Origin of the sequence: Alkalibaculum sporogenes (assembly GCF_009362815.1) — a bacterium.
Lineage (GTDB): Bacteria > Bacillota > Clostridia > Eubacteriales > Alkalibacteraceae > Alkalibaculum_A > Alkalibaculum_A sporogenes.
In genome coordinates, this window is sequence record NZ_WHNX01000018.1 from 39,444 (window position 1) to 58,673 (window position 19,230).

Sequence of the window (19,230 nt, forward strand, 5' to 3'; positions counted from 1 at the left end):
TTAAGATTAATTCTTTTCTTCATCCACTACAGAATATTACTTTTTGCGAAACAATGAGCTAAGCTAGAATATGTTTTCACTAGTACCTTAATGACAGAGCAGTTAAACAGCTTGCTAATTTAACTGTTTAGTTATTAGGTTACGCATATGTAGTTTAACTAATTTTTGGACTAGCTCGGCAACATGCCTTACAGACGAAAAAGAAACTGCAATTGCAGCTTCCTCGACTTTCTTATAGCATAACTCAAGTTGGGTGACATAAAAGTGATGTTTTTTAGAAATTGTCTTCACTTGTTTTTTTATGATTGGAGAAATACATATTACACATGTTACTTTGAGTATATAATCAATCAAACTCCATGCTAGGATAATTAATATGATTATCACTCTCTTTCCATTATTTATTTTTCCTTGCCAATATAATGTTTCCAGTTATAATATGTTTTTTTATCGTGTATATCAATCATAATATCATTTACTGAAATTATATGTTCATTAAGCCAAATAACTTTAGCTATATCTTTATCAGTATTCATTTCCCAATAAATTGTTTCATCATCGTATTGTTTCTCAGCATTTTGCTTAGACGTGATTCCTACTCTTACTTGTGCCCTTACAGTAGCACCACCGTCATCTACTAAATAAGAACCTGCTACATATTCTTGATTTGGAGATAAAAATTCTTCTTTAAATTCTCCTCTTCCATTCAATTCAGGTAGTTGTACAGATACTAAATCATATAATAAATATCCTAATATTCCTGAGATAATAATAGGAATGCTGATAATTATATATTTTTTTTAAATTTTTCATCCCACCTAATATTTGATAATAACGCTCTTCTACATCATATATACTAGTATACTAACAGAAAACCAAACTGTATAGAAGGTCTTCATAAGATCACCAGATTCTAAACTTTAATAACCATATTCCTCACATTTATCAACTAACTTTTCCCAACACTCATTTTCTATATCGTTTACTTATCCCACTCCTAATAATATAAATTGATTAACAAATCTATCCTAACTTAAAAATTAATCTATACTTTTTATAAAGTACATAAAACTATAAGACATAATAAGTAAAGCTAGTGCTTTAAAAATACATTTCATAGTATATACTACCAAAAAGTAACTCCCTACATATGTAGAGTTCACCATGGCATTAGCTGTAGATCCTGGGATTAATAACATAATCAATCCTGTGATAATGCCTATAATTAAACATATGATATTTTTATTATTCATATTAACCTACCTCATCTAATTTAATTACCTCATATTAATATAGTTAGCACTATAAAGGTATCCAAATCATAAATTACCGAGACATTTATTCGCATATATGTCAACATAATAGTATATTTTTTTACCTCTTATAGTTTATTTTTATATATAAAATATTATAACATTAGCATAAAAAAAATTGTCGAAATATAGGTTTCTTTCTGATATAGAAAATTTACCCATTAAATATTTTCTAATGCATAATTACATATAATTTGTACAACCTAATATATAGGTGGTGATTTAAATGTCTGAAATTCAAGATTTACTTGATGATATTGAAAAACTAAGAAAAAATTTAGAAGAACTACTTGATAAGAAACAGGTAAACCTTCAAGATCCTGATATAATAGTTGCAAGCCAAATTTTAAATAGCACTATTACTAAATATAATGAATTCATTCTTAAAAAAAATAGTCAATGAAAAACTGATGTAAATCATCAGTTTTTTTATGTTTTATTCCCACTTCTTCATTTACAATTACAATGTAAAATATATACCTACCTTTTTAATCTCACTTCCACTTAATGTTGTCAGTATAACTGATATATTTGTCGTGTAAATCTTAAAAATAATCTTAAAATTTATCTTTTAATATCCTTATAATATTTATAATAACTCCCTCTAAATAATTGCCTAGATTAAACACAAGTAGCACTAGATTGAGTATTTTTATAATAATGATTTTTCCTATTTATGTGTTAGAGACCAGTTCTCATAAAAACTACATTTTAATTATTGTGAAGTCTATACTTTTATATATTAATCATGATAAGATAAAGTGAAACCATAACCTTATCCTCTACTAGGTATTGATGTGGTTCAAACTTGATTATCTTATTTAATAATCCAAAGAACCTACCTTATTACAATATAGTTATCTGTTTATTTAAATAAAAGTACAGGAGAAATTATAAATGTCCAATGATGAATTCCAAAAACTTATATTAGAAAAGTTAACTTCAATAGAAATAGGACAAACTGAAATCAAAGCTGAGCTTAAGGCAGTTTATGAACAGACTGCAAATTTGACTGAGTTTATGACTGAAACAAAACTAGATTTCTTTAATATAAAAGATACTCTACGTTTTTTACTTCATAAAGAAATTGAGACTGAGAAAGAATTATTTTAACATTAATTTAAATCATACTTAGATATTAATATTTGCTCATGTTTTTAAGATAAACTTAAGGGTAAAAATATGGAAAATAGTATGCAAGTTATTTATTTATTGTTTATTAGTAATCTTTATGCTAATAAAAGGATTTTTTATTTAAATACAGATATATTGTTGGAGTTTTAATCTCTCTCAACATATAATATGCACCCTAAGGAGATTACACATTGAACTATTTAGATTACGAAGAACTCTATCGAGTACCAGTAGATATAGATAATATAAATAGTAAAGAAAATAATAATATAATTAAAAAATCTTCTAATAAAATAAGAAATGCTTTAATGACTGGCATAAATCATTTTAATAACAGAATAAACATCTTACGCTATATAAACCGCAATCATGAAATACAAATATTTTTAGAATTTATTGCGGGAATCACAGGTTTATTAATATTTTTATATAGTATGGTCGTGTTAGTATTGTTGTAATACCCTGTTCTCAATTATTACGCACCTATATTAACAATATAAACTATTTATTAATTTTAATGAGGAACTTAGTTAAATGATTCTCTATTCCTTTTTCTTGATAATATCCAGCTATAGAGATTATTAACGCTCCTATAGTATCTAAAATTATATCTGACATAGTATCATCTAAGCTTGCATTTTGCATTGTAGTATTAAAAAAATAATCTATTGTGTACTCGTATATCTCCCAAATAGCTCCTATTGCTATAGCAAAACAAAATGAAAATAAGGCTACAAAACCAGGAGATAATTTAATATTAATTTTCTTATTTGAATTTAGATAACTAACTATAAAAAATCCTATATTACCGAAAATAAGACCAGATAATCCATGTAGCATCTTATCCCACCACCAAAACACACTGTAAAATCCATTAGTACTACCTAGAAAAACTGCAGCATAAATATAAATTACTAATACAATTTCAAATATACTTGGTATATCCACTCTAAATTTCTTCTCTACAATGTATGGTAAAAACATCATAATCAATGTGAGTATCGTCATTCCTAAATAAGCCCAGTCACCTTGGAGAAATGATATTATCCCCGCGTATACTAGGGATATACGTATCACAATAAAAACTACTACTCTTAACTTATCAATATATTTTTTCATATACACACTCCATTATTTTATTATTATAAAATTCAGCATAGTTTATTCTCTATAATTCTAAAGTTTTGATAATGAGCTTTATTCTATAAACTTCGTTTTTTTACTATTTTTGGTTATTAATTAAAGTAACTGGGTATATAATTTATATTAGCGATTAGCTAAGTAAATACCATGAAAAAAGTAATAATTATAGGAGGTCATTAAAATGACAAAAATAGGCATAATATTAGGAAGTACTCGACCTGGAAGAAATGGAGAAGCAGTTGCTAATTGGATCTATAAGCGTTCTCAAGAGAGAAATGATGCAGAATTTGAGATAGTAGATATAGCAGATTATAATCTTCCTCTACTAGATGAACCATATCCCGCTGCAATGGTACAATACACTAAGGATCATACTAAAAAATGGTCAGCTAAAATTTCTGAATTTGATGGATTTATATTTGTAACACCTGAATACAATCATTCAATATCTGGAGCACTAAAAAATGCTATAGACTTTCTGAATGTGGAATGGAATAATAAAGCTGCTGGATTTGTTAGCTATGGCAGCGCTGGAGGGGTTAGAGCAGTTGAGCACTTAAGACTTATTGCTGGAGAACTTAAAATAGCAGATGTACGTGCTCAAGTTATGCTTTCGCTTTTTACTGATTTTGTTAACATGAGTGAATTTAAACCAAATTCTATACATGATGAAGCTGTAGTTGCACTCTTTGATCAATTGATCTCATGGAGCAATGCTTTAAAATCAGTGCGTCAATAGAGAATTTTAACACTAATACTTAATCAAGATATTAAAATTAGTTTTAATATCTTGACATTTTCATTTATTGATGTTAATATTAGTTATTGCTTAAATTAACAGTAACTAAATTTAACTTAAATATTTTTAATTGGTGCCATTTTATAAATGTATTATCCTAATTAAGAAATGTATTTGTTATATGTATTACAAAGATTTAGGGAAAATGAAATTAGGAGGTACACCAATATGAATGGTACAGTAAAATGGTTTAATTCAGACAAAGGTTTTGGTTTTATAACTACTGAAGATGGTAAAGATGTTTTTGCACATTATTCTCAAATCAATTCAAGTGGATTCAAAACTTTAGAAGAAGGTCAAAAAGTAACTTTTGATCTTGCTGAAGGACAAAAAGGACCACAAGCAGAAAATATTGAAGTTGCTTAATATTGAAATATTTTAACCTTATGCATTTTGCATAAGGTTTTTTTATTATCGCGAAGACAATGAGCCAAGCGAAAACTTGTTTTCGATAGGATTCTAAACCTAACTTAGTCAAATAGCTTGCTAATTTGACTAAGTTAGGTTTAGAATCCGCAAATGAAAGCTTGCTTTCATTTGGCGACTGTCCGCGTGACCACAGAGAAACTCGCGAAGCATGTTTCTTGTGGTTTACCATGACCCAATCTCTTCGTTCTAATTCCTATTGTTTCATCGCTTTTACAAACTCTACATGTATTTCACTTTTTAATACTACTCCATATTTTCTTAAAACCCAGTCTAACGCTTTTAACGTTATATATACTTTTTCTTCACGACAATTTTCTCCCATATGTCCTATCCTGAATACTTTATCTTTTAAAAAGTTAAATCCACCTGCAATCATAATATTATAATCCTCAACCATAGTTATGAAGATTTCATTATATGAGATTCCTTCAGGCACTAGTGCCGTTGTAACGGTATTGGAATAACCACTAGTAGCATATAACTTAATTCCAGAGTTCAAAAGACTAACTCTTGTAGCATTTGCTATTTTTTTATGTCGCAGTAACACATCTTTATCCATTAAAATTCTATCAACTGCTTCTCTTAATCCATAGATATCGCTTATTGGCTGTGTATATGGAAATGTTTTATTTTGATACCAATTTTTCCAGATACTTAGATTAGAATAAAAACCAGCAATTGGCGTTGATCTATTATTAATTTTTTGCCATGCTTTTTCACTTATACTTAATATCGTTAACCCTGGTGCTGCTGAAAGGCATTTCTGGGAACCTGATAATACAATATCCATATCCCACTCATCTACCTTCATTTCTTCTCCTCCAAGAGCTGAAACAGAATCAACAACAGTAATAATCCCGTATTTATTTAAAAGAGGGCACATGTTTTTTACTGGATTAGTTATTCCTGAAGGAGTTTCACAGTGTACTAATGTTGCTATTTTAAACTTATTGTCCACCTTCAAAAATTCTTCTAGTTCATTTACTGACACAGCTTTTTTATAATCAGTTTTAAAATAAGTCACATCAGCCCCATATATTTTTGCAAAATCAGCAAATCCATTGCCAAATATTCCATTATCGATACATAACACTCTATCACCTGGTTCTATTAATGAAGCGCAACTTGCTTCTAATCCGAGTATACCCTCTCCATTTAAAATTAAAACTTCATTTGTCGTGTTATATACTTTTTTCAACTGTTCACAAGTTTCCTTATAAAACTCATAGAAATTTTTATCTAAATCAGGATTTGTAACTTCCCTTGACATAGCCTTTCTTACATCTTCATGAATATAAGTTGGTCCAGGTGTCATTATCATAGGTGTTTTCATATTTGCCTCCTAATATTATAGTATATTTTTTATTTTCTTTATTGCAGGTGTTAATAATAGTGCAAATAACCCAATGACTAATTGTGTAATATTTCCTGGTACTGAAGTAACTGGTGTAATCCAATTTCCATATAAGATGACTTCCGTTAAATAGTATCCCCCTATCATCCATATCCCACTAATGATAATTGCAAGAATATTTATTAAAATGCTCTCACCATTTTTTCCTCTATAATTAGAAATACTACCTAATAAATAGCCCATAATACCTCTTATAATAAAAGTAAATGGAGCCCATGCAGTCCACCCTGATAAGATATCAAATAAACCCATACCAAAAGCTCCTGCCATTGCACCTTTTTTCTTACCAAATGTAAAAGATACTGTAAAGAGTATTACATTACCCAAATGTACAAGACCACCATTAATTGATATGGGTAAACGTATATTTATAAACATTGTCCCTATGAAAACCATAGCAATTAATAATCCTGTAACTACTAGATCCTTTGCACTTGTTCTAACTGTATTTTCTTTTAATATTTGATTTTCCACAATTCCCATCCTCCTAATACTATGTGTTATTACTATAATAATTCTTAATTGTCACTCTGTAAATGTGCAGATTTATATTTTTTAAAGGGTACAGTTTTTTTTATTTTTCTCATTGTCTTCATAAACCACAAGAAACACTCTTTGCGAGTTTCTCGCGGTTACGCGGTAGTCGCCAAATGTCTGCAAGCAGCTATTTGGCTCATTACTTCGCGATAAACCAAATAAGAGCCTTTCAGCTCTTATTTGGTAAACTTACTTTTGTATTCTAATTAGCATGTTATAAATACAATTAGGTATGTATAAAACTCAACATATTAACAGAATTCTACTGTTTCACCATTTAGAATCTTATTTGTAGTTCTCATGGCACACATCTTACCGCACATAGAACAACTTTGATCATCAGCAGGAGGTGTGCTTTCAAAATATTCTCTAGCTTTCTTACCATCAATTGCAAGTGAGAACATCTCTTCCCAATCAATACGACGTCTAGCATCACTCATTTTATTGTCTATATCTCTTGCATTAGGTACACCTTTTGCTATATCGGCGGCATGTGCAGCAATTTTTGTGGCAATAATACCTTCTTTTACATCTTCTAAGTTTGGCAAACGTAGATGTTCAGCTGGTGTAACATAACATAGAAAATCTGCTCCATGGGAAGCTGCTATTGCTCCACCAATTGCTGAAGTAATATGATCGTAACCTGGCGCTATATCTGTGACAATAGGACCTAAAACATAAAATGGTGCACCAAAACACAATCTTTTTTGTAGAGTCATATTTGCAGCAATCTCATTTATTGCCATATGTCCTGGTCCTTCCACCATTACTTGTACGTCTTTTTCCCATGCGCGTTTTGTAAGCATTCCAAGTTCTATGAGTTCACTTATTTGACCTGCATCGCTACTATCATTAATACTTCCTGGTCTTAGTGCATCTCCCAAACTAATTGTCACATCATACTTACGTAAAATTTCTAAAATATCGTCATAATATTCATAAAATGGATTTTCGTTTCCAGTCATTTCCATCCATGCAAATATTAAAGATCCACCTCTCGACACAATATTTGTTAGTCGATTCGAACCTCTAAAGCTCTCAATAGCACGTCTGTTAATACCTGCATGGATAGTCATAAAATCTACACCTTCTATCGCATGTGCTTCGATAACACTCAAAAAGTCAATTGCTTTTATTTTCATTAAATCTTTTTCAAGATAACCTATCGCATCATACATAGGTACAGTACCAATCATAGCCTGTGAATAATCAATTAGTTCTTTACGAAAAGTATTTGTCTTACCATAATTACTTAAATCCATTATTGCTTCAACTCCAAAATCAATTGCCATCTTCACTTTATCCATCTCTTTAGTATAATCAGCACAATCTCCAGAGACACCTAGATTCACATTGATTTTTGTCTTTAAGCCTTCTCCTATTCCTTCAGGGCTAAGTGATTTATGATTAATATTAGCTGGAATTGCAACTTTACCACAAGCTATCAGATCTCTCAGCTTATCTACAGAGATATACTCCTTCTCTGCTACAATCGACATTTCTTTTGTAATAATCCCTTTTTTTGCTGCCTCCATCTGTGTTTTATAAATCATAATTATTCTCCTTTAATTTTATTTATATATGCAGTGAGACTTATAGGGATAAGTTCTAGTACAAGAATAACGTCTTTAACACTCATTAAGCACGATAGATTGGTTTGCCTAAGCGCGCAAGTTGAAATTTCTATCGTACAAAAAAAGTGCTACCAAAAAAGGTAAGCACTTATGTATACATTATAAACTTAATAAATGTATCTTGCTTCCCTACACCGGTTTTAACCGACAGGTTCAAAGGGTCAGGTTTTAACCTTCTCAACTTAATGTTCCCCTGCAATATAACTATATATTAGCTCTTTTTTTTTATTATGTCAATCAATGACTTCATTTAAAATTTATTAAATAATTTATTTTTCAAAATATAAAACTTTCTCAATTACCTATTCATTATTTTCCGTTTATTGTACCAATATTTTTAATTATTATAGATATAGTTCCATCAATGTTGTTAACAAACTCAACCAACTCATTATCTGATAAGCAGCTTGAAGGTATATTTATTTCTATACCAGAATCTGTGACTAACTTTTGCTTTTTCACAATTCTTTTTTCGGCATTTGGACTAATTTTAATCTTGTTTTCCTGTATACCTGCATCTAATATACCTTGCTTAAATGCTTTTTTACCAATCTCATCTTCAAAGGTTGTATCTGCTAGATTATCTAAATCAATTTCATTAGTCATTACAAAGGTATCAGCGATTGTTTTTCTAAATGTATTCAATTTAGAAATATCATTATTATACTCATTTTGTATAATTGTCTTAGCAGTTTTTTCAACTAAATCTACTACTTCTCTATCAGTACTGACTACCTTTGAGTTTAAAATGTATTTAGTAATATACTCTTCTTTTACACCGTTTATTTCATATTTTTTATCCTTTACTATAAGATATTGAGTTTCTAAATTTACAATAACAAACTCATCTAGCTTTTGAGTCTCTAAAGGAAGAGTACAAGGTTGTTTAATAATCGTATTTCTATATCCATCTTCACTTTCAACATAATGAATATAACTATATTTGTAATTAAATTTAAAAATTCCTAAGTAATTCTGACCATCGTGCATAAAATCCACAATGAGAAGATCACCAGATATAACTGATGTACCATTAACCATAAAATCTATAAATGTCTTAGCGATTATTTTGCTAGTTTCCAAAAAATTATCATTTTGCACATATGATTGGATTATCTTCAAAAATCCATTATTTTCTCTATCTTCAAAGTTAGTATTTTTAACATCAATATCGCTAAAACACTTTAGTATATGTTTATTTAAATATTCATTAATTTCTGAGTCCATTGGAATGGTTTTATCAGATACAACAGAAATGCCTCCTGCATTATCTAGAATATGTAATATTGCTCGTTTAATTGTTATATCTTGACCCATAATACTCCCCTTCTGATGATTGAGTCATCTATGCTATTATATTAATTTAATTCACTTCAATTTGTATTGATTATAATTCTATTGTTGTTACAATCACATTGCCACTTTTATCTAGTAATGGAGTAAGCCCACCTGAGTAGCCAGCTGAATGATAAACATAGTTTACTCCTGTTTCTCGGTCAACCCATATCTCAGTTTGGTTTAATGTCCCTTGTGTATATGTTTTTATGAATCTATCGTTTTTTTTCATTTTATTCTCCTCAATATGATAAAGTGATTAATAAAAATTACTGTATATTGACAAATCTTATATTGCCTTATTAATAATACCATATCCGTAATCTGTTAATAAAGATATATTTATATTACCTTAAGCAATTACGCCTTTTGTTAAATATTAATGTCTTTATCATACCATCAACACCTTAATAGTAGTATTACTAGATTTTTTTGATGTTCATCGGCAATTTCAGGTTACTTAATTTTATAAAAAATGATAAAATCTATTAAATAGGAGGAGATATAATGGATAAAAAACAGGTTAATTCTCGCAATTTAGTACTTGATACAATTTATCGTCAAACAACGAATAAGGTACCTAGAGGTGAATTGGTACTTGACGACGATATCATTAAAAATAATCTACAAAGCAAAACAGTAGGTTTTGATGAGAGATATGAATTTATAAATAAATTTGGACTTGATATTATTTCTTTATCACCAAAATACTCTAAAGTAGAAGACTTTTCTATTGATTGTACTGAATTAGATTTAAATAAATGGACAAAGAATACTTCATTATTTACTTTTGTACTTTTAGATGGAGCATTTGAATTCGGCTTAAGATCAATTGGGTTTGCAGAATTTTTATCTATGATAATGAATGATCCAGAAGAAACTAAAGAATTTATCTCTAAAGTTGAAAAACTAAATATTGAAACAGCTGCAAAATTAGCAGACTATGGAGTCGATGGTATAATCATAGCTGACGATATTGCCTTTCGAAATGGACTAATGCTACATCCTGAAAGTTTTAGAGAACTATTTTTGCCTTCCTTAGAAAATCAAGTAAAAGCCATATCAGAAAGGCAAATGATTCCCTTCTTTCATTCAGATGGTAATTATCTAGCAGTAATAGATGACATTATAAATAGTGGTTTTAAAGGTATACATTGTATAGATAAAAAATGTGATGTAACTCTAAGGGCTTTAAAGCCATATGCAGATAAGATTTGTTTATGGGGACATTTAGATGTAGATGATTTAAATTTATCAGATGATCCTATTGTAATGAATCGTCTAATCAAAGATATTAGTGACAATACCGAATTTAATGGATTTATATTGGGAACAAATAGTGGACTTTTTACTGGCATGGACGTAAATAAATTAAATAATATGTACAAAAATGTAGATATTATTAATATGAAATGACATTACATGTAATGATCCTAAAACATCAATGATGGTATTTGTTATTAGCAAAGGTTTACATAAAATATAGTATTTACATTTGTTCAACTTTGATATAATGTTATGTTTATAATCATTTAACTGTAATGCGAAATACTATGACTTGTACTTTTTATCCCGCATTAAAAGGTACCAAGACTCTCGTCTTAGGTTACTAGGCTTCTAGCTTCTTTCAGTCACGACACTCGCCAAATGAAAGCAAGCTATTAAATTATCCGTCATTAAGGTACTACGACAATATATTTTCGCTTGGTTGTTTCGCGAAAAACTAATATTCAGTAGGGGATGAAATATAATAGATAATCAAAGGAGGAATTAACATGTTGTATTTACTTGACACAGCAGATGTAGATGCTATAAGAAAATCAATTGAGTTTTATCCCATTAGTGGTGTAACTACAAATCCAACAATTATTGCACAGAGAGGTAAAAACGTAATCGAGACTATTAAAGAAATTAGAGCGTGTATAGGTGAAGATAAAATGCTGCACGTACAAACTTTAGGAGAAACTTCAGAAGATATGATAAAAGAAGCAAATATCTTACGAGATGCAGTTAAAGGAAATTTCTACGCTAAAATACCAGTAAACGAACAAGGTATCAAAGCAATTAGACTTCTTAAGAAAGACAACTTTAATGTCACAGCCACTGCAATATTTACTCAACAACAGGCACTTATAGCAAGCGTTGCAGGAGCAGATTTTGTGGCTCCTTATGTCAATAGACTTGATAATATATCTTCAAGTGGTATCAATGTTGTAGAAGATATCGTAAATTTAATTAAAAATTTTCAATTAAGCACAAAAGTATTAGCTGCTAGTTTTAAAAACGTTGAACAAGTTCATCAAGTAAGTCTTTCAGGTGCTCATTCCGTTACTATTAGCCCTGAACTATGTTCGAATCTTCTTTATCATCCACTTACTCAGGAAAGTATTATTGATTTTATTCTTGACGGTTACACTTATTACGACATAAAATAAATTAATAAAATATACAAAGGAAAAGTACAGAGAATGCCTATGCATTCTCTGTACTTTTAGCTCTAACCTCCACCTACTGGTGGAAAAATTAAAAATTCATCACCTAAACATAACTTTGTTTTTAAACCATCTAGTGCATAAATATTTCTTCCGTTTATAAACATAGCTATTCCTCTATTAATTTCCATAGAATCATCAAATATTTTTTGCTTAAACTCATGACCATATTTTAATACTAATATTTCTAATAAATCAAATACTCTCGCATCTTGTTCTATATATACCTTTTGTTCTTTGAGACCACCTACTAAATTTACTATTCCTAAAATCGTTTTGAGTCTTATTTCTATCATCTTGTAGACCTATTCACTTACTTCAAGAGATTTAATCTTTTCGTGAATATATCCTATCCCTAATTCTTCTAGTTTTTCAATAGTAGGAATACCTTCTAGTGTCCAGCTTCTCGCTTCATAGTATTCATCTAACATAGTGTTTAAATCTTCACTGCTAATATAATGACCTTTAGCTGTACCTTCTTTAATCGGTTCAGTAAGTATCCTCTCAGGAAAAGTATCATCTTCTCTTGTAAAACCAGCAGTAATATTAAATACCTTAGCAATGTTATTTACTCTTTCACCTATTTTAAAAATATCATCAGGAGTTAGATTTAATCCTGATACACTATTCACCATATTCGCAGTATTCTCAAGAGCAATATCAGGTAATGCCATATCCATTAAAAATCCACACATAGTTGGACAATCTGTAGTCGCGCATCTAGTATCTTGATTCCACTTTGTTAATGCACCCTTACCTTCTATTGTAAATCTATCATACGGTTTTGGAATTGGCATTCCAAATATTTCTTGAAACGCATATCCTCTATTATGATCTGCTCCAGTATAAGATGTTGCATAATTTAGTCCATGAGCTTTTGCACCTCTAGGGTCATATGCTGGGAATTCTAGCCCTTTAACATGCATAGCATATTTTTCGCTACCACGACCAATAGTTTCTGATAAAATTTTAGTTCCATCACAAAGCAAAGCTCCTAAACCTTCTCGTCTATAAGCTATTTCTTTAAGTAAATCAACCATAGCTTCATGATTTCCAAATTTTAAATCGATACCCTTAGTATCTTCAAGGGTTAATAATCCATTTTCGAATAACTCCATTGCAAAACCAATCGTAACTCCAACAGACATAGTGTCTATTCCTAATCTATCACATATTTGATCTGCAGCAATTATACTATCTAAATTATCAACTCCTGTTTGACCTCCAAAACTATAAAAAGTCTCATACTCTGGATCAGAAAGTGCTCCTGTGTATTTGGAATTTCCCCTTGCTAATTTAAGTTGACTGCATCCAACTGGACATCCATAGCAAGGTTCACTTGCAATATTGGTAGCTTCGCTTGCTTCAGCACCTATTCCCTTTGTATAATCTTTCTCTCCAGTAGTCCTATAATTTTCAGATGGAAATATTCCCAATGCACTAGTTACGTCAACTACCATAGGTGTACCTAGTTTTGAGAATTCAGGATATAAAACAGGACTTGCTTTCATTGCGGCTAACATTGTTGACCTTGCTTTATTAAATTCATCTTTCTTTGCAATAGGGACAACTTTTGTGCCTCTAACAGCTATTGCTTTTAAATTTTTAGAACCCATTACAGCTCCAACACCTTTTCGACCAAAAGCTCTTCTTTCATTAATAATGGATGCCATCTTCGATAGATTTTCTCCAGCTGGTCCAATACAAGCGATTCTAGTATTTTGTTCTTTCAATTCATGTTTAATAAGCAATTGAGTGTCTACAGTATCCATGCCCCATATTTTTTCTGCTTTACGAATAGTAACTTTATCGTCGTTAATATTTATGTATACTGGTTTTTCCGATTTACCTTCTATAATTAAAATATCGTATCCTGCAAATTTCAATTCTACAGGGAAATGACCTCCCGATAAAGACATCCCAACAGCACCCGTTAATGGAGATTTTGTAGTTAGAGCCATTCTACTTGCACATGGTGCAGATGTACCACTAAGAGGACCTGGAGCAAAAATCAGCTTGTTTTCCTCACCTAATGGGTCTATATTTCCTGGTACTTCATCTGATAGATACTTTATACCAAAACCAGCTCCCCCAAGAAAATCTTTCGCAATTTCCTCAGATAAATCTTCAACTCTAATTTTTTGTGTACTAAGATTTACACGCAGTACTTTACCCATATAACCGCCTTTTAACATAATATCCTCCCCTTATTTGTATTACTTTTCACACTTATTAAATGATTCTACATTTTAATAATTGGCTTAACCGTTATTCCCTTATGTGAATCTTCAAAAGCTACGTTAATTTCCTCTAAATCGTATACCTTTACTAGTTTATCTATTGGAAATAATCCTTTTTTAAAGTATTTTATCAACTTAGGTATAAAGACTTGAGGAACAGAATTACCTTCAATATATCCTACCATGGATTTACCTTCTCCCATAAGGGCACCCTGAATATTAATTGTAACATCACCAGTTGCTCCTACAATTGCACAAGTCCCTAAACTTCTGAGAGCATATAATGCTTGATTAACAATATCAGGTACTGCAGAAGTTTCTACTGTATAATTAACTCCACCATTAGTTATTCTTTTGATTTCTTCTACGACATCTGCAACTTGTTTTCTATTTACTATATGTGTTGCTCCTAGTTCTTTTGCTAACTCTAATCGTGCAGGTGTACCTCCAACAGCAATTATCTTTTCACACCCTGCTATTTTTGCACCCATTATGGCAGTCAATCCAACAGATCCACAACCAAAAACAGCTATAGAAGTTCCAAACTCAGGTTTTAATCCATTCAGTACAGTTCCAGCACCTGTTTGAAATCCACATCCTAATGGCCCCAATATTTTTAAATCTACATCTTTGTCAACTGACACTACATTTCTCTCATTTGCTACTGCATATGTAGCGAAAGATGACTGTCCAAAAAATGTCGATAATTCTTTATTCCCATGTTTTAACCTTTTGGTACCATCATTCATTACTCCACCAAAATTTAGCTTGTTTAATTCTAGACATGAATATGGCTTTCCAGTCAAACAATTTTCACAATATCCACATGAACTATATGATAACACTACATGGTCACCAGGTTTAATTGTCGTTACTGATGAACCTACTTCAACTACTACACCAGATCCTTCGTGTCCTAACACTGCAGCTAATGGTACAGGTATTAACTGATCTCTAGCAACTGCATCAGTGTGACATACGCCACAAGCAGTTATTTTAACAAGAACTTCATCTGCTTTTGGTGATGCAAGTTCTATGTTTTCAATTACAAAGTCATCACCTTTGTTGTGAGTAACTGCGCCTTTAATTAACATTCTAAATCCACCCTTCCTAATTTTAGAATAATGATTTTTATAAGTGTATATATTACTATCATATAAGAAACTTTCTTCTAATCATAACAACTTATTGTATAAACAGCCACAACTATAAGTTGTTATATGTTATAATATAGCTAATATTACAAAATTGTATTTGTAATTAATAACTTTATATAGTTTATAAATACTATTTTTTTTATTATATGGAGGTAATTTTATTGGAAATAAAGCAACTTAAATATTTCTTGCAAATATGTGAAGACCAAAGTTTTACAAAAGCAGCTAAAAATTTATTTATAACCCAGCAAGGATTAAGTAAATCTATCAAAAGCTTAGAAAACTATTTTCAAGCACCTCTATTTTACCGTAATATACATGGAATAATGCTTACTGAACATGGCACCTATCTCAAAGAACATGCACATATTATAATAAAAGAACTAGACTCAATACATGAAACTTTCAAAGAAATTTCTAATAGTAAATCTAAAAATCTATCTGTAGGATTTGCATTTGGTGTTATTATGGCCATATCAACAGAGCTTATCACTGACTTTCATTCTTTACATCCCCATATTAATTTAGAAATAATTGAATATCCTGATTTTCAATGTGAGGCAGCATTATTAGAAGAACATATTGACATTGCGTTAACTATTGGACCTGTAGACGAGAAGAAGTTTGATGCCGTAAAGATCAAAACACAAAAACCACATGCCCTAATTAACGAATTAAATCCTATATCACAAAAAAAGTCTATCGATTTCATAGACTTAAAGAATGAGAATATCATAATTGTGAACGATAATTTTAAGATATTTCATAGTTTTGTAAGAAAATGTGTAGACTTAGGATTTGAACCAAATATTTCACTTACTACAGCAGAGATTTTTGTTCCTTATAAACTGAGCCGACTTAATAAAGGAGTAGGTATTACTGTAGATTTTGTTTCAAAGGATATCTACTATCCTAATGTATTTTCGATACCATTTTCCGATAGTTCTTTTTCTTGGGATATTTATATTATAACTAGAAAAGATAAAAAATGTCAGAAGTTAGCTAGTACTTTTATAAATTATATAAAAAAACTAATCGATAAGTAAACATATTTTTACTTGTGCCTGTTAATGCGAAATAAAATATAAATTCTTTGTTTAAAATCACAAAAGTTGATTAATATATAGATATACATGCTTAGCTTGTAGTCTAGTCTTCATTGTCATTATAGAAAAAATGGAGGTTAAAAAATGAAAGTAACTGAAATTATGAAACAAAAATTATGTTTTTCTTTTGAGGTATTCCCACCAAAATCAGAAAATCCTATTGAGCCACTTTTAAACACACTTGACCATCTCTATAAATTTGATCCTGATTTTATAAGTTGTACTTATGGTGCAGGTGGAACAAACGCAGGACGTAATGTTGAAATCTGTAAAGCAATTCAAGACAGTGGTAAATCTACAGCCGTTACACATTTCACATGTATTGGTAACTCAAAAGAAAAAATTGCACAAGAATTACAGGCTTATTTAGATCGAGGCATCGATCACATATTAGCACTAAGAGGTGATTTTCCAAAAGGATGGAAAGAAACAAGAGGAGATTTTAACTATGCAAATGAACTAACAGAATTTATTAAAGAAAACTTCCCAAAATTTTGTATTGCAGTAGCAGGTAATCCAGAAAAGCATTTCCAAGCAGATTCTTTTGATACAGATACTACTCATCTTCGAATTAAACAAGATTCAGGTGCGGATTTTATTATGACTCAATTATGCCATGACGTAAACCAATATCAATGGTGGGTAGAAAAAATTAGGAAAGCTGGTGTTTCTATTCCAATAGATGTTGGAGTTATGCCAGTACTAGTAAAAGATCCAACTATCCGTATGGCAGTGTCTAACGGTAGTGCTATCCCAAGAGATTTAGCAGAAATAATTGGTAGATATGGAGATAATCCTGAAGACTTTAAAAAAGCAGGTATGGAGTACACCATAAAGCAAATTCACAAATTTATTAATGCTGGAATTGATGGACTTCATATTTATTCATTAAATAAATGGAAAGACATATCAGACATAGTAAATGAAATAGGTATTAGAAAAATACAAGAATAGTTTAGTTTATGGTACCAACCATTTTTTGCACTTGGTTGGTACTTTTTCGCGTTATTGTTTTCTAAATAATTTAATAGTACGTTTCAGCTAATTTATCGATAATAAGAAATTTTAATTTTTCACAATTAGATTTTATATTTTCTATATCTATAACATCCGCATTTTCAATATGAATACCTGCTGTTACAACAGTCATTACCTTGAATTTTTGACAAACTTCTTCTGCAATAGGTATAGCGATTTCGTCATCTTTATGACCTATTGTATTTATAATCGAGTTTGTACTCCTAGATACATTCTCATTATCCAAACTAGCTCTTGGTTGACTAATTACTACAGTCCCTATATGTGTTTTTTCTCCACCTCCTACATAAATTGCAATACCATCATGAGTTTTAATAATTGTAGCTTTTATACACAAATGACCCTTCCCAACACTAACTTCTATTGTCGAATACACTGTTTGCCTCCTTGAAATACTATATCAATTGTATGCTAATCAAACTACAAAAATATATTATAATTGCTGATATTGCAATGAAATCTACAAGAGTAAATGAGATAGTTTACCAAATTTCCTATTATCCTTTAAAAGTCACTTGCAAGTAATATTTAATAACCATATTTATATATCACAGTTTATTAATCATACTTGCCATATACCCTGCGCCAAATCCATTGTCAATATTTAATACTGCTGTTCCGCTTGCACAACTGTTTAACATGGATAGAAGTGCGGCTAATCCTCCAAAACTTGCTCCGTATCCTACGCTAGTTGGTACTGCTAATACTGGTTTTGATACGAGACCTCCAAGTATACTTGCAAGAGCACCTTCCATACCTGCAACAGCTACCACTACCTTTGCACCTGTAATAATCTCTAATTTATGAAACAGTCTATGAATGCCAGCAACTCCAACATCATAAACTCTCTCTACTTTATTTCCTAGCATCTCAGCTGTTATAGCTGCTTCTTCTGCAACTGGAATATCAGAGGTACCTCCTGTAGCAATCACAATATAAGACTGTGTCATATCTATTGGTTGATTTTTCACAGTAATCATTTTACAATCTTCATGATAGACGGCTTCTTTGCAAATATTTTTAACATGCGCATACATTTCATTGTTTGCTCTAGTTCCAATTACATTGCTTCCTCTCGCACACATAGCTTTAACGATTTCAGCTACTTGATTTGGTGTTTTTCCTGCACAGTAAATCACTTCGGGATACCCCTGTCTCAGCTGCCTATGGTTGTCAATCTTAGCAAATCCTAAATCTTGATAAGGCAGTTCTCTCAAATTTTCTACAGCTTCTTCAATACTGATATTTTCATCTTTTATATCCTGTAGTAATTTTATTAAGAATTCTTCATTCATAAGTTCACTCTCTTTTATAAGATATAGTATTCGCACTAGCAGATTGGCTCGCAGAATTCAAGTCATTTTCCGTGATTGCACGAGAAAAAGAAATGAATTCTATGAGCAAGTGCCAACGACTGAGACCCCAAAGCGGTCGAAGCAATCTGCGTAGGATAAAGTAG

At 30.7% G+C, this 19,230-nt stretch carries 22 protein-coding genes and 1 riboswitch; of the genes, 9 read left to right on the forward strand and 13 right to left on the reverse strand.

Annotated elements, in window-relative coordinates:
- Positions 1–401: 401 nt before the first annotated feature.
- Together GC105_RS11630 and GC105_RS11635 are read right to left on the reverse strand one after the other, a co-directional pair.
- Entirely contained in the window at positions 402–791 is a 390-nt protein-coding gene (locus GC105_RS11630; protein WP_343030022.1) for a DUF5412 family protein, read from the reverse strand.
- Between the two features lie 249 nt (positions 792–1,040).
- Positions 1,041–1,253: a hypothetical protein gene (locus GC105_RS11635; protein WP_152804949.1), complete on the reverse strand. Its 213-nt coding sequence runs from the start codon at positions 1,251–1,253 to the stop codon at positions 1,041–1,043.
- Positions 1,254–1,539: 286 nt separating this feature from the next.
- Here GC105_RS11635 and GC105_RS11640 point away from each other — a divergent pair, with 286 nt between their 5' ends.
- From GC105_RS11640 to GC105_RS11650, 3 genes are all read left to right on the forward strand, one after another.
- Positions 1,540–1,716: an aspartyl-phosphate phosphatase Spo0E family protein gene (locus GC105_RS11640; RefSeq protein WP_152804951.1), complete on the forward strand. Its 177-nt coding sequence runs from the start codon at positions 1,540–1,542 to the stop codon at positions 1,714–1,716.
- A 494-nt stretch (positions 1,717–2,210) separates the two neighbouring features.
- Positions 2,211–2,426 carry a hypothetical protein gene (locus GC105_RS11645; RefSeq protein WP_152804953.1) on the forward strand — a complete coding sequence of 72 codons (216 nt, stop codon included), beginning with the start codon at positions 2,211–2,213 and terminating at the stop codon, positions 2,424–2,426.
- Positions 2,427–2,638: 212 nt separating this feature from the next.
- Complete coding sequence (locus GC105_RS11650) at positions 2,639–2,905, forward strand: hypothetical protein (RefSeq protein ID WP_152804955.1); 267 nt, start codon at positions 2,639–2,641, stop codon at positions 2,903–2,905.
- 43 nt (positions 2,906–2,948) lie between these two features.
- Here the strand turns inward: GC105_RS11650 and GC105_RS11655 are convergent, their stop codons facing one another.
- Positions 2,949–3,566 carry a DUF2238 domain-containing protein gene (locus GC105_RS11655; RefSeq protein ID WP_152804957.1) on the reverse strand — a complete coding sequence of 206 codons (618 nt, stop codon included), beginning with the start codon at positions 3,564–3,566 and terminating at the stop codon, positions 2,949–2,951.
- 205 nt (positions 3,567–3,771) lie between these two features.
- On the opposite strand from GC105_RS11655, the gene GC105_RS11660 reads away from it, so the two are divergent.
- Entirely contained in the window at positions 3,772–4,329 is a 558-nt protein-coding gene (locus GC105_RS11660; protein WP_152804959.1) for an NADPH-dependent FMN reductase, read from the forward strand.
- Between the two features lie 228 nt (positions 4,330–4,557).
- Entirely contained in the window at positions 4,558–4,755 is a 198-nt protein-coding gene (locus tag GC105_RS11665) for a cold-shock protein (RefSeq protein ID WP_152804961.1), read from the forward strand.
- Positions 4,756–5,011: 256 nt separating this feature from the next.
- On the opposite strand, the gene GC105_RS11670 is transcribed toward GC105_RS11665, so the two are convergent.
- The 5 genes from GC105_RS11670 to GC105_RS11690 all read right to left on the reverse strand — a co-directional run bounded on the left by GC105_RS11670 (position 5,012) and on the right by GC105_RS11690 (position 9,970).
- Positions 5,012–6,151 carry a pyridoxal-phosphate-dependent aminotransferase family protein gene (locus GC105_RS11670; protein ID WP_152804963.1) on the reverse strand — a complete coding sequence of 380 codons (1,140 nt, stop codon included), beginning with the start codon at positions 6,149–6,151 and terminating at the stop codon, positions 5,012–5,014.
- A 15-nt stretch (positions 6,152–6,166) separates the two neighbouring features.
- Positions 6,167–6,706, reverse strand: coding sequence for an ECF transporter S component (locus tag GC105_RS11675; RefSeq protein WP_343030021.1), 540 nt, complete (start codon positions 6,704–6,706; stop codon positions 6,167–6,169).
- Between the two features lie 314 nt (positions 6,707–7,020).
- Complete coding sequence (gene thiC, locus GC105_RS11680) at positions 7,021–8,322, reverse strand: phosphomethylpyrimidine synthase ThiC (protein WP_152804967.1); 1,302 nt, start codon at positions 8,320–8,322, stop codon at positions 7,021–7,023.
- Between the two features lie 189 nt (positions 8,323–8,511).
- Positions 8,512–8,608: riboswitch (TPP riboswitch) on the reverse strand.
- Positions 8,609–8,712: 104 nt separating this feature from the next.
- Positions 8,713–9,720 (reverse strand): nucleoid-associated protein, encoded by a 1,008-nt coding sequence (locus tag GC105_RS11685; RefSeq protein WP_152804969.1) that lies wholly within the window; start codon positions 9,718–9,720, stop codon positions 8,713–8,715.
- Between the two features lie 70 nt (positions 9,721–9,790).
- The gene (locus GC105_RS11690) at positions 9,791–9,970 is read right to left on the reverse strand and encodes a DUF6440 family protein (protein ID WP_152804971.1); all 180 of its coding nucleotides are present in this window, start codon (positions 9,968–9,970) and stop codon (positions 9,791–9,793) included.
- Positions 9,971–10,245: 275 nt separating this feature from the next.
- Here GC105_RS11690 and GC105_RS11695 point away from each other — a divergent pair, with 275 nt between their 5' ends.
- Positions 10,246–11,154: a uroporphyrinogen decarboxylase family protein gene (locus GC105_RS11695; protein ID WP_152804973.1), complete on the forward strand. Its 909-nt coding sequence runs from the start codon at positions 10,246–10,248 to the stop codon at positions 11,152–11,154.
- Positions 11,155–11,513: 359 nt separating this feature from the next.
- Entirely contained in the window at positions 11,514–12,173 is a 660-nt protein-coding gene (locus GC105_RS11700; protein WP_152804976.1) for a transaldolase family protein, read from the forward strand.
- A 62-nt stretch (positions 12,174–12,235) separates the two neighbouring features.
- On the opposite strand, the gene GC105_RS11705 is transcribed toward GC105_RS11700, so the two are convergent.
- The 3 genes from GC105_RS11705 to GC105_RS11715 are packed head-to-tail and all read right to left on the reverse strand — an operon-like array spanning position 12,236 to position 15,564.
- Positions 12,236–12,526: a MoaD family protein gene (locus tag GC105_RS11705; RefSeq protein ID WP_152804978.1), complete on the reverse strand. Its 291-nt coding sequence runs from the start codon at positions 12,524–12,526 to the stop codon at positions 12,236–12,238.
- Between the two features lie 9 nt (positions 12,527–12,535).
- Positions 12,536–14,425, reverse strand: coding sequence for an aldehyde ferredoxin oxidoreductase family protein (locus GC105_RS11710; RefSeq protein WP_152804980.1), 1,890 nt, complete (start codon positions 14,423–14,425; stop codon positions 12,536–12,538).
- Positions 14,426–14,472: 47 nt separating this feature from the next.
- Positions 14,473–15,564 carry an NAD(P)-dependent alcohol dehydrogenase gene (locus GC105_RS11715; RefSeq protein ID WP_152804982.1) on the reverse strand — a complete coding sequence of 364 codons (1,092 nt, stop codon included), beginning with the start codon at positions 15,562–15,564 and terminating at the stop codon, positions 14,473–14,475.
- Positions 15,565–15,788: 224 nt separating this feature from the next.
- Between GC105_RS11715 and GC105_RS11720 the strand changes: the two genes are divergently transcribed.
- Both GC105_RS11720 and GC105_RS11725 read left to right on the forward strand, forming a co-directional pair.
- Positions 15,789–16,673 carry a LysR family transcriptional regulator gene (locus GC105_RS11720; protein ID WP_152804984.1) on the forward strand — a complete coding sequence of 295 codons (885 nt, stop codon included), beginning with the start codon at positions 15,789–15,791 and terminating at the stop codon, positions 16,671–16,673.
- A gap of 144 nt (positions 16,674–16,817) precedes the next feature.
- The gene (locus tag GC105_RS11725) at positions 16,818–17,687 is read left to right on the forward strand and encodes a methylenetetrahydrofolate reductase (protein ID WP_152804987.1); all 870 of its coding nucleotides are present in this window, start codon (positions 16,818–16,820) and stop codon (positions 17,685–17,687) included.
- Between the two features lie 70 nt (positions 17,688–17,757).
- On the opposite strand, the gene lpdD is transcribed toward GC105_RS11725, so the two are convergent.
- Both lpdD and larB read right to left on the reverse strand, forming a co-directional pair.
- Positions 17,758–18,147: a prenylated flavin chaperone LpdD gene (lpdD, locus tag GC105_RS11730; RefSeq protein WP_152804989.1), complete on the reverse strand. Its 390-nt coding sequence runs from the start codon at positions 18,145–18,147 to the stop codon at positions 17,758–17,760.
- A 172-nt stretch (positions 18,148–18,319) separates the two neighbouring features.
- Positions 18,320–19,066, reverse strand: coding sequence for a nickel pincer cofactor biosynthesis protein LarB (larB, locus tag GC105_RS11735; protein ID WP_152804996.1), 747 nt, complete (start codon positions 19,064–19,066; stop codon positions 18,320–18,322).
- Positions 19,067–19,230 lie beyond the last annotated feature (164 nt).

Coding starts and splice junctions, on each gene's coding strand:
- GC105_RS11635 (WP_152804949.1), bottom strand. CDS start 1,253: ATGAATAATAAAAATATCATATGTTTAATTATAGGCATTATCACAGGA.
- GC105_RS11640 (WP_152804951.1), top strand. CDS start 1,540: ATGTCTGAAATTCAAGATTTACTTGATGATATTGAAAAACTAAGAAAA.
- GC105_RS11645 (WP_152804953.1), top strand. CDS start 2,211: ATGTCCAATGATGAATTCCAAAAACTTATATTAGAAAAGTTAACTTCA.
- GC105_RS11655 (WP_152804957.1), bottom strand. CDS start 3,566: ATGAAAAAATATATTGATAAGTTAAGAGTAGTAGTTTTTATTGTGATA.
- GC105_RS11660 (WP_152804959.1), top strand. CDS start 3,772: ATGACAAAAATAGGCATAATATTAGGAAGTACTCGACCTGGAAGAAAT.
- GC105_RS11665 (WP_152804961.1), top strand. CDS start 4,558: ATGAATGGTACAGTAAAATGGTTTAATTCAGACAAAGGTTTTGGTTTT.
- GC105_RS11670 (WP_152804963.1), bottom strand. CDS start 6,151: ATGAAAACACCTATGATAATGACACCTGGACCAACTTATATTCATGAA.
- thiC (WP_152804967.1), bottom strand. CDS start 8,322: ATGATTTATAAAACACAGATGGAGGCAGCAAAAAAAGGGATTATTACA.
- GC105_RS11685 (WP_152804969.1), bottom strand. CDS start 9,720: ATGGGTCAAGATATAACAATTAAACGAGCAATATTACATATTCTAGAT.
- GC105_RS11690 (WP_152804971.1), bottom strand. CDS start 9,970: ATGAAAAAAAACGATAGATTCATAAAAACATATACACAAGGGACATTA.
- GC105_RS11695 (WP_152804973.1), top strand. CDS start 10,246: ATGGATAAAAAACAGGTTAATTCTCGCAATTTAGTACTTGATACAATT.
- GC105_RS11700 (WP_152804976.1), top strand. CDS start 11,514: ATGTTGTATTTACTTGACACAGCAGATGTAGATGCTATAAGAAAATCA.
- GC105_RS11705 (WP_152804978.1), bottom strand. CDS start 12,526: ATGATAGAAATAAGACTCAAAACGATTTTAGGAATAGTAAATTTAGTA.
- GC105_RS11710 (WP_152804980.1), bottom strand. CDS start 14,425: ATGTTAAAAGGCGGTTATATGGGTAAAGTACTGCGTGTAAATCTTAGT.
- GC105_RS11715 (WP_152804982.1), bottom strand. CDS start 15,564: ATGTTAATTAAAGGCGCAGTTACTCACAACAAAGGTGATGACTTTGTA.
- GC105_RS11725 (WP_152804987.1), top strand. CDS start 16,818: ATGAAAGTAACTGAAATTATGAAACAAAAATTATGTTTTTCTTTTGAG.
- larB (WP_152804996.1), bottom strand. CDS start 19,066: ATGAATGAAGAATTCTTAATAAAATTACTACAGGATATAAAAGATGAA.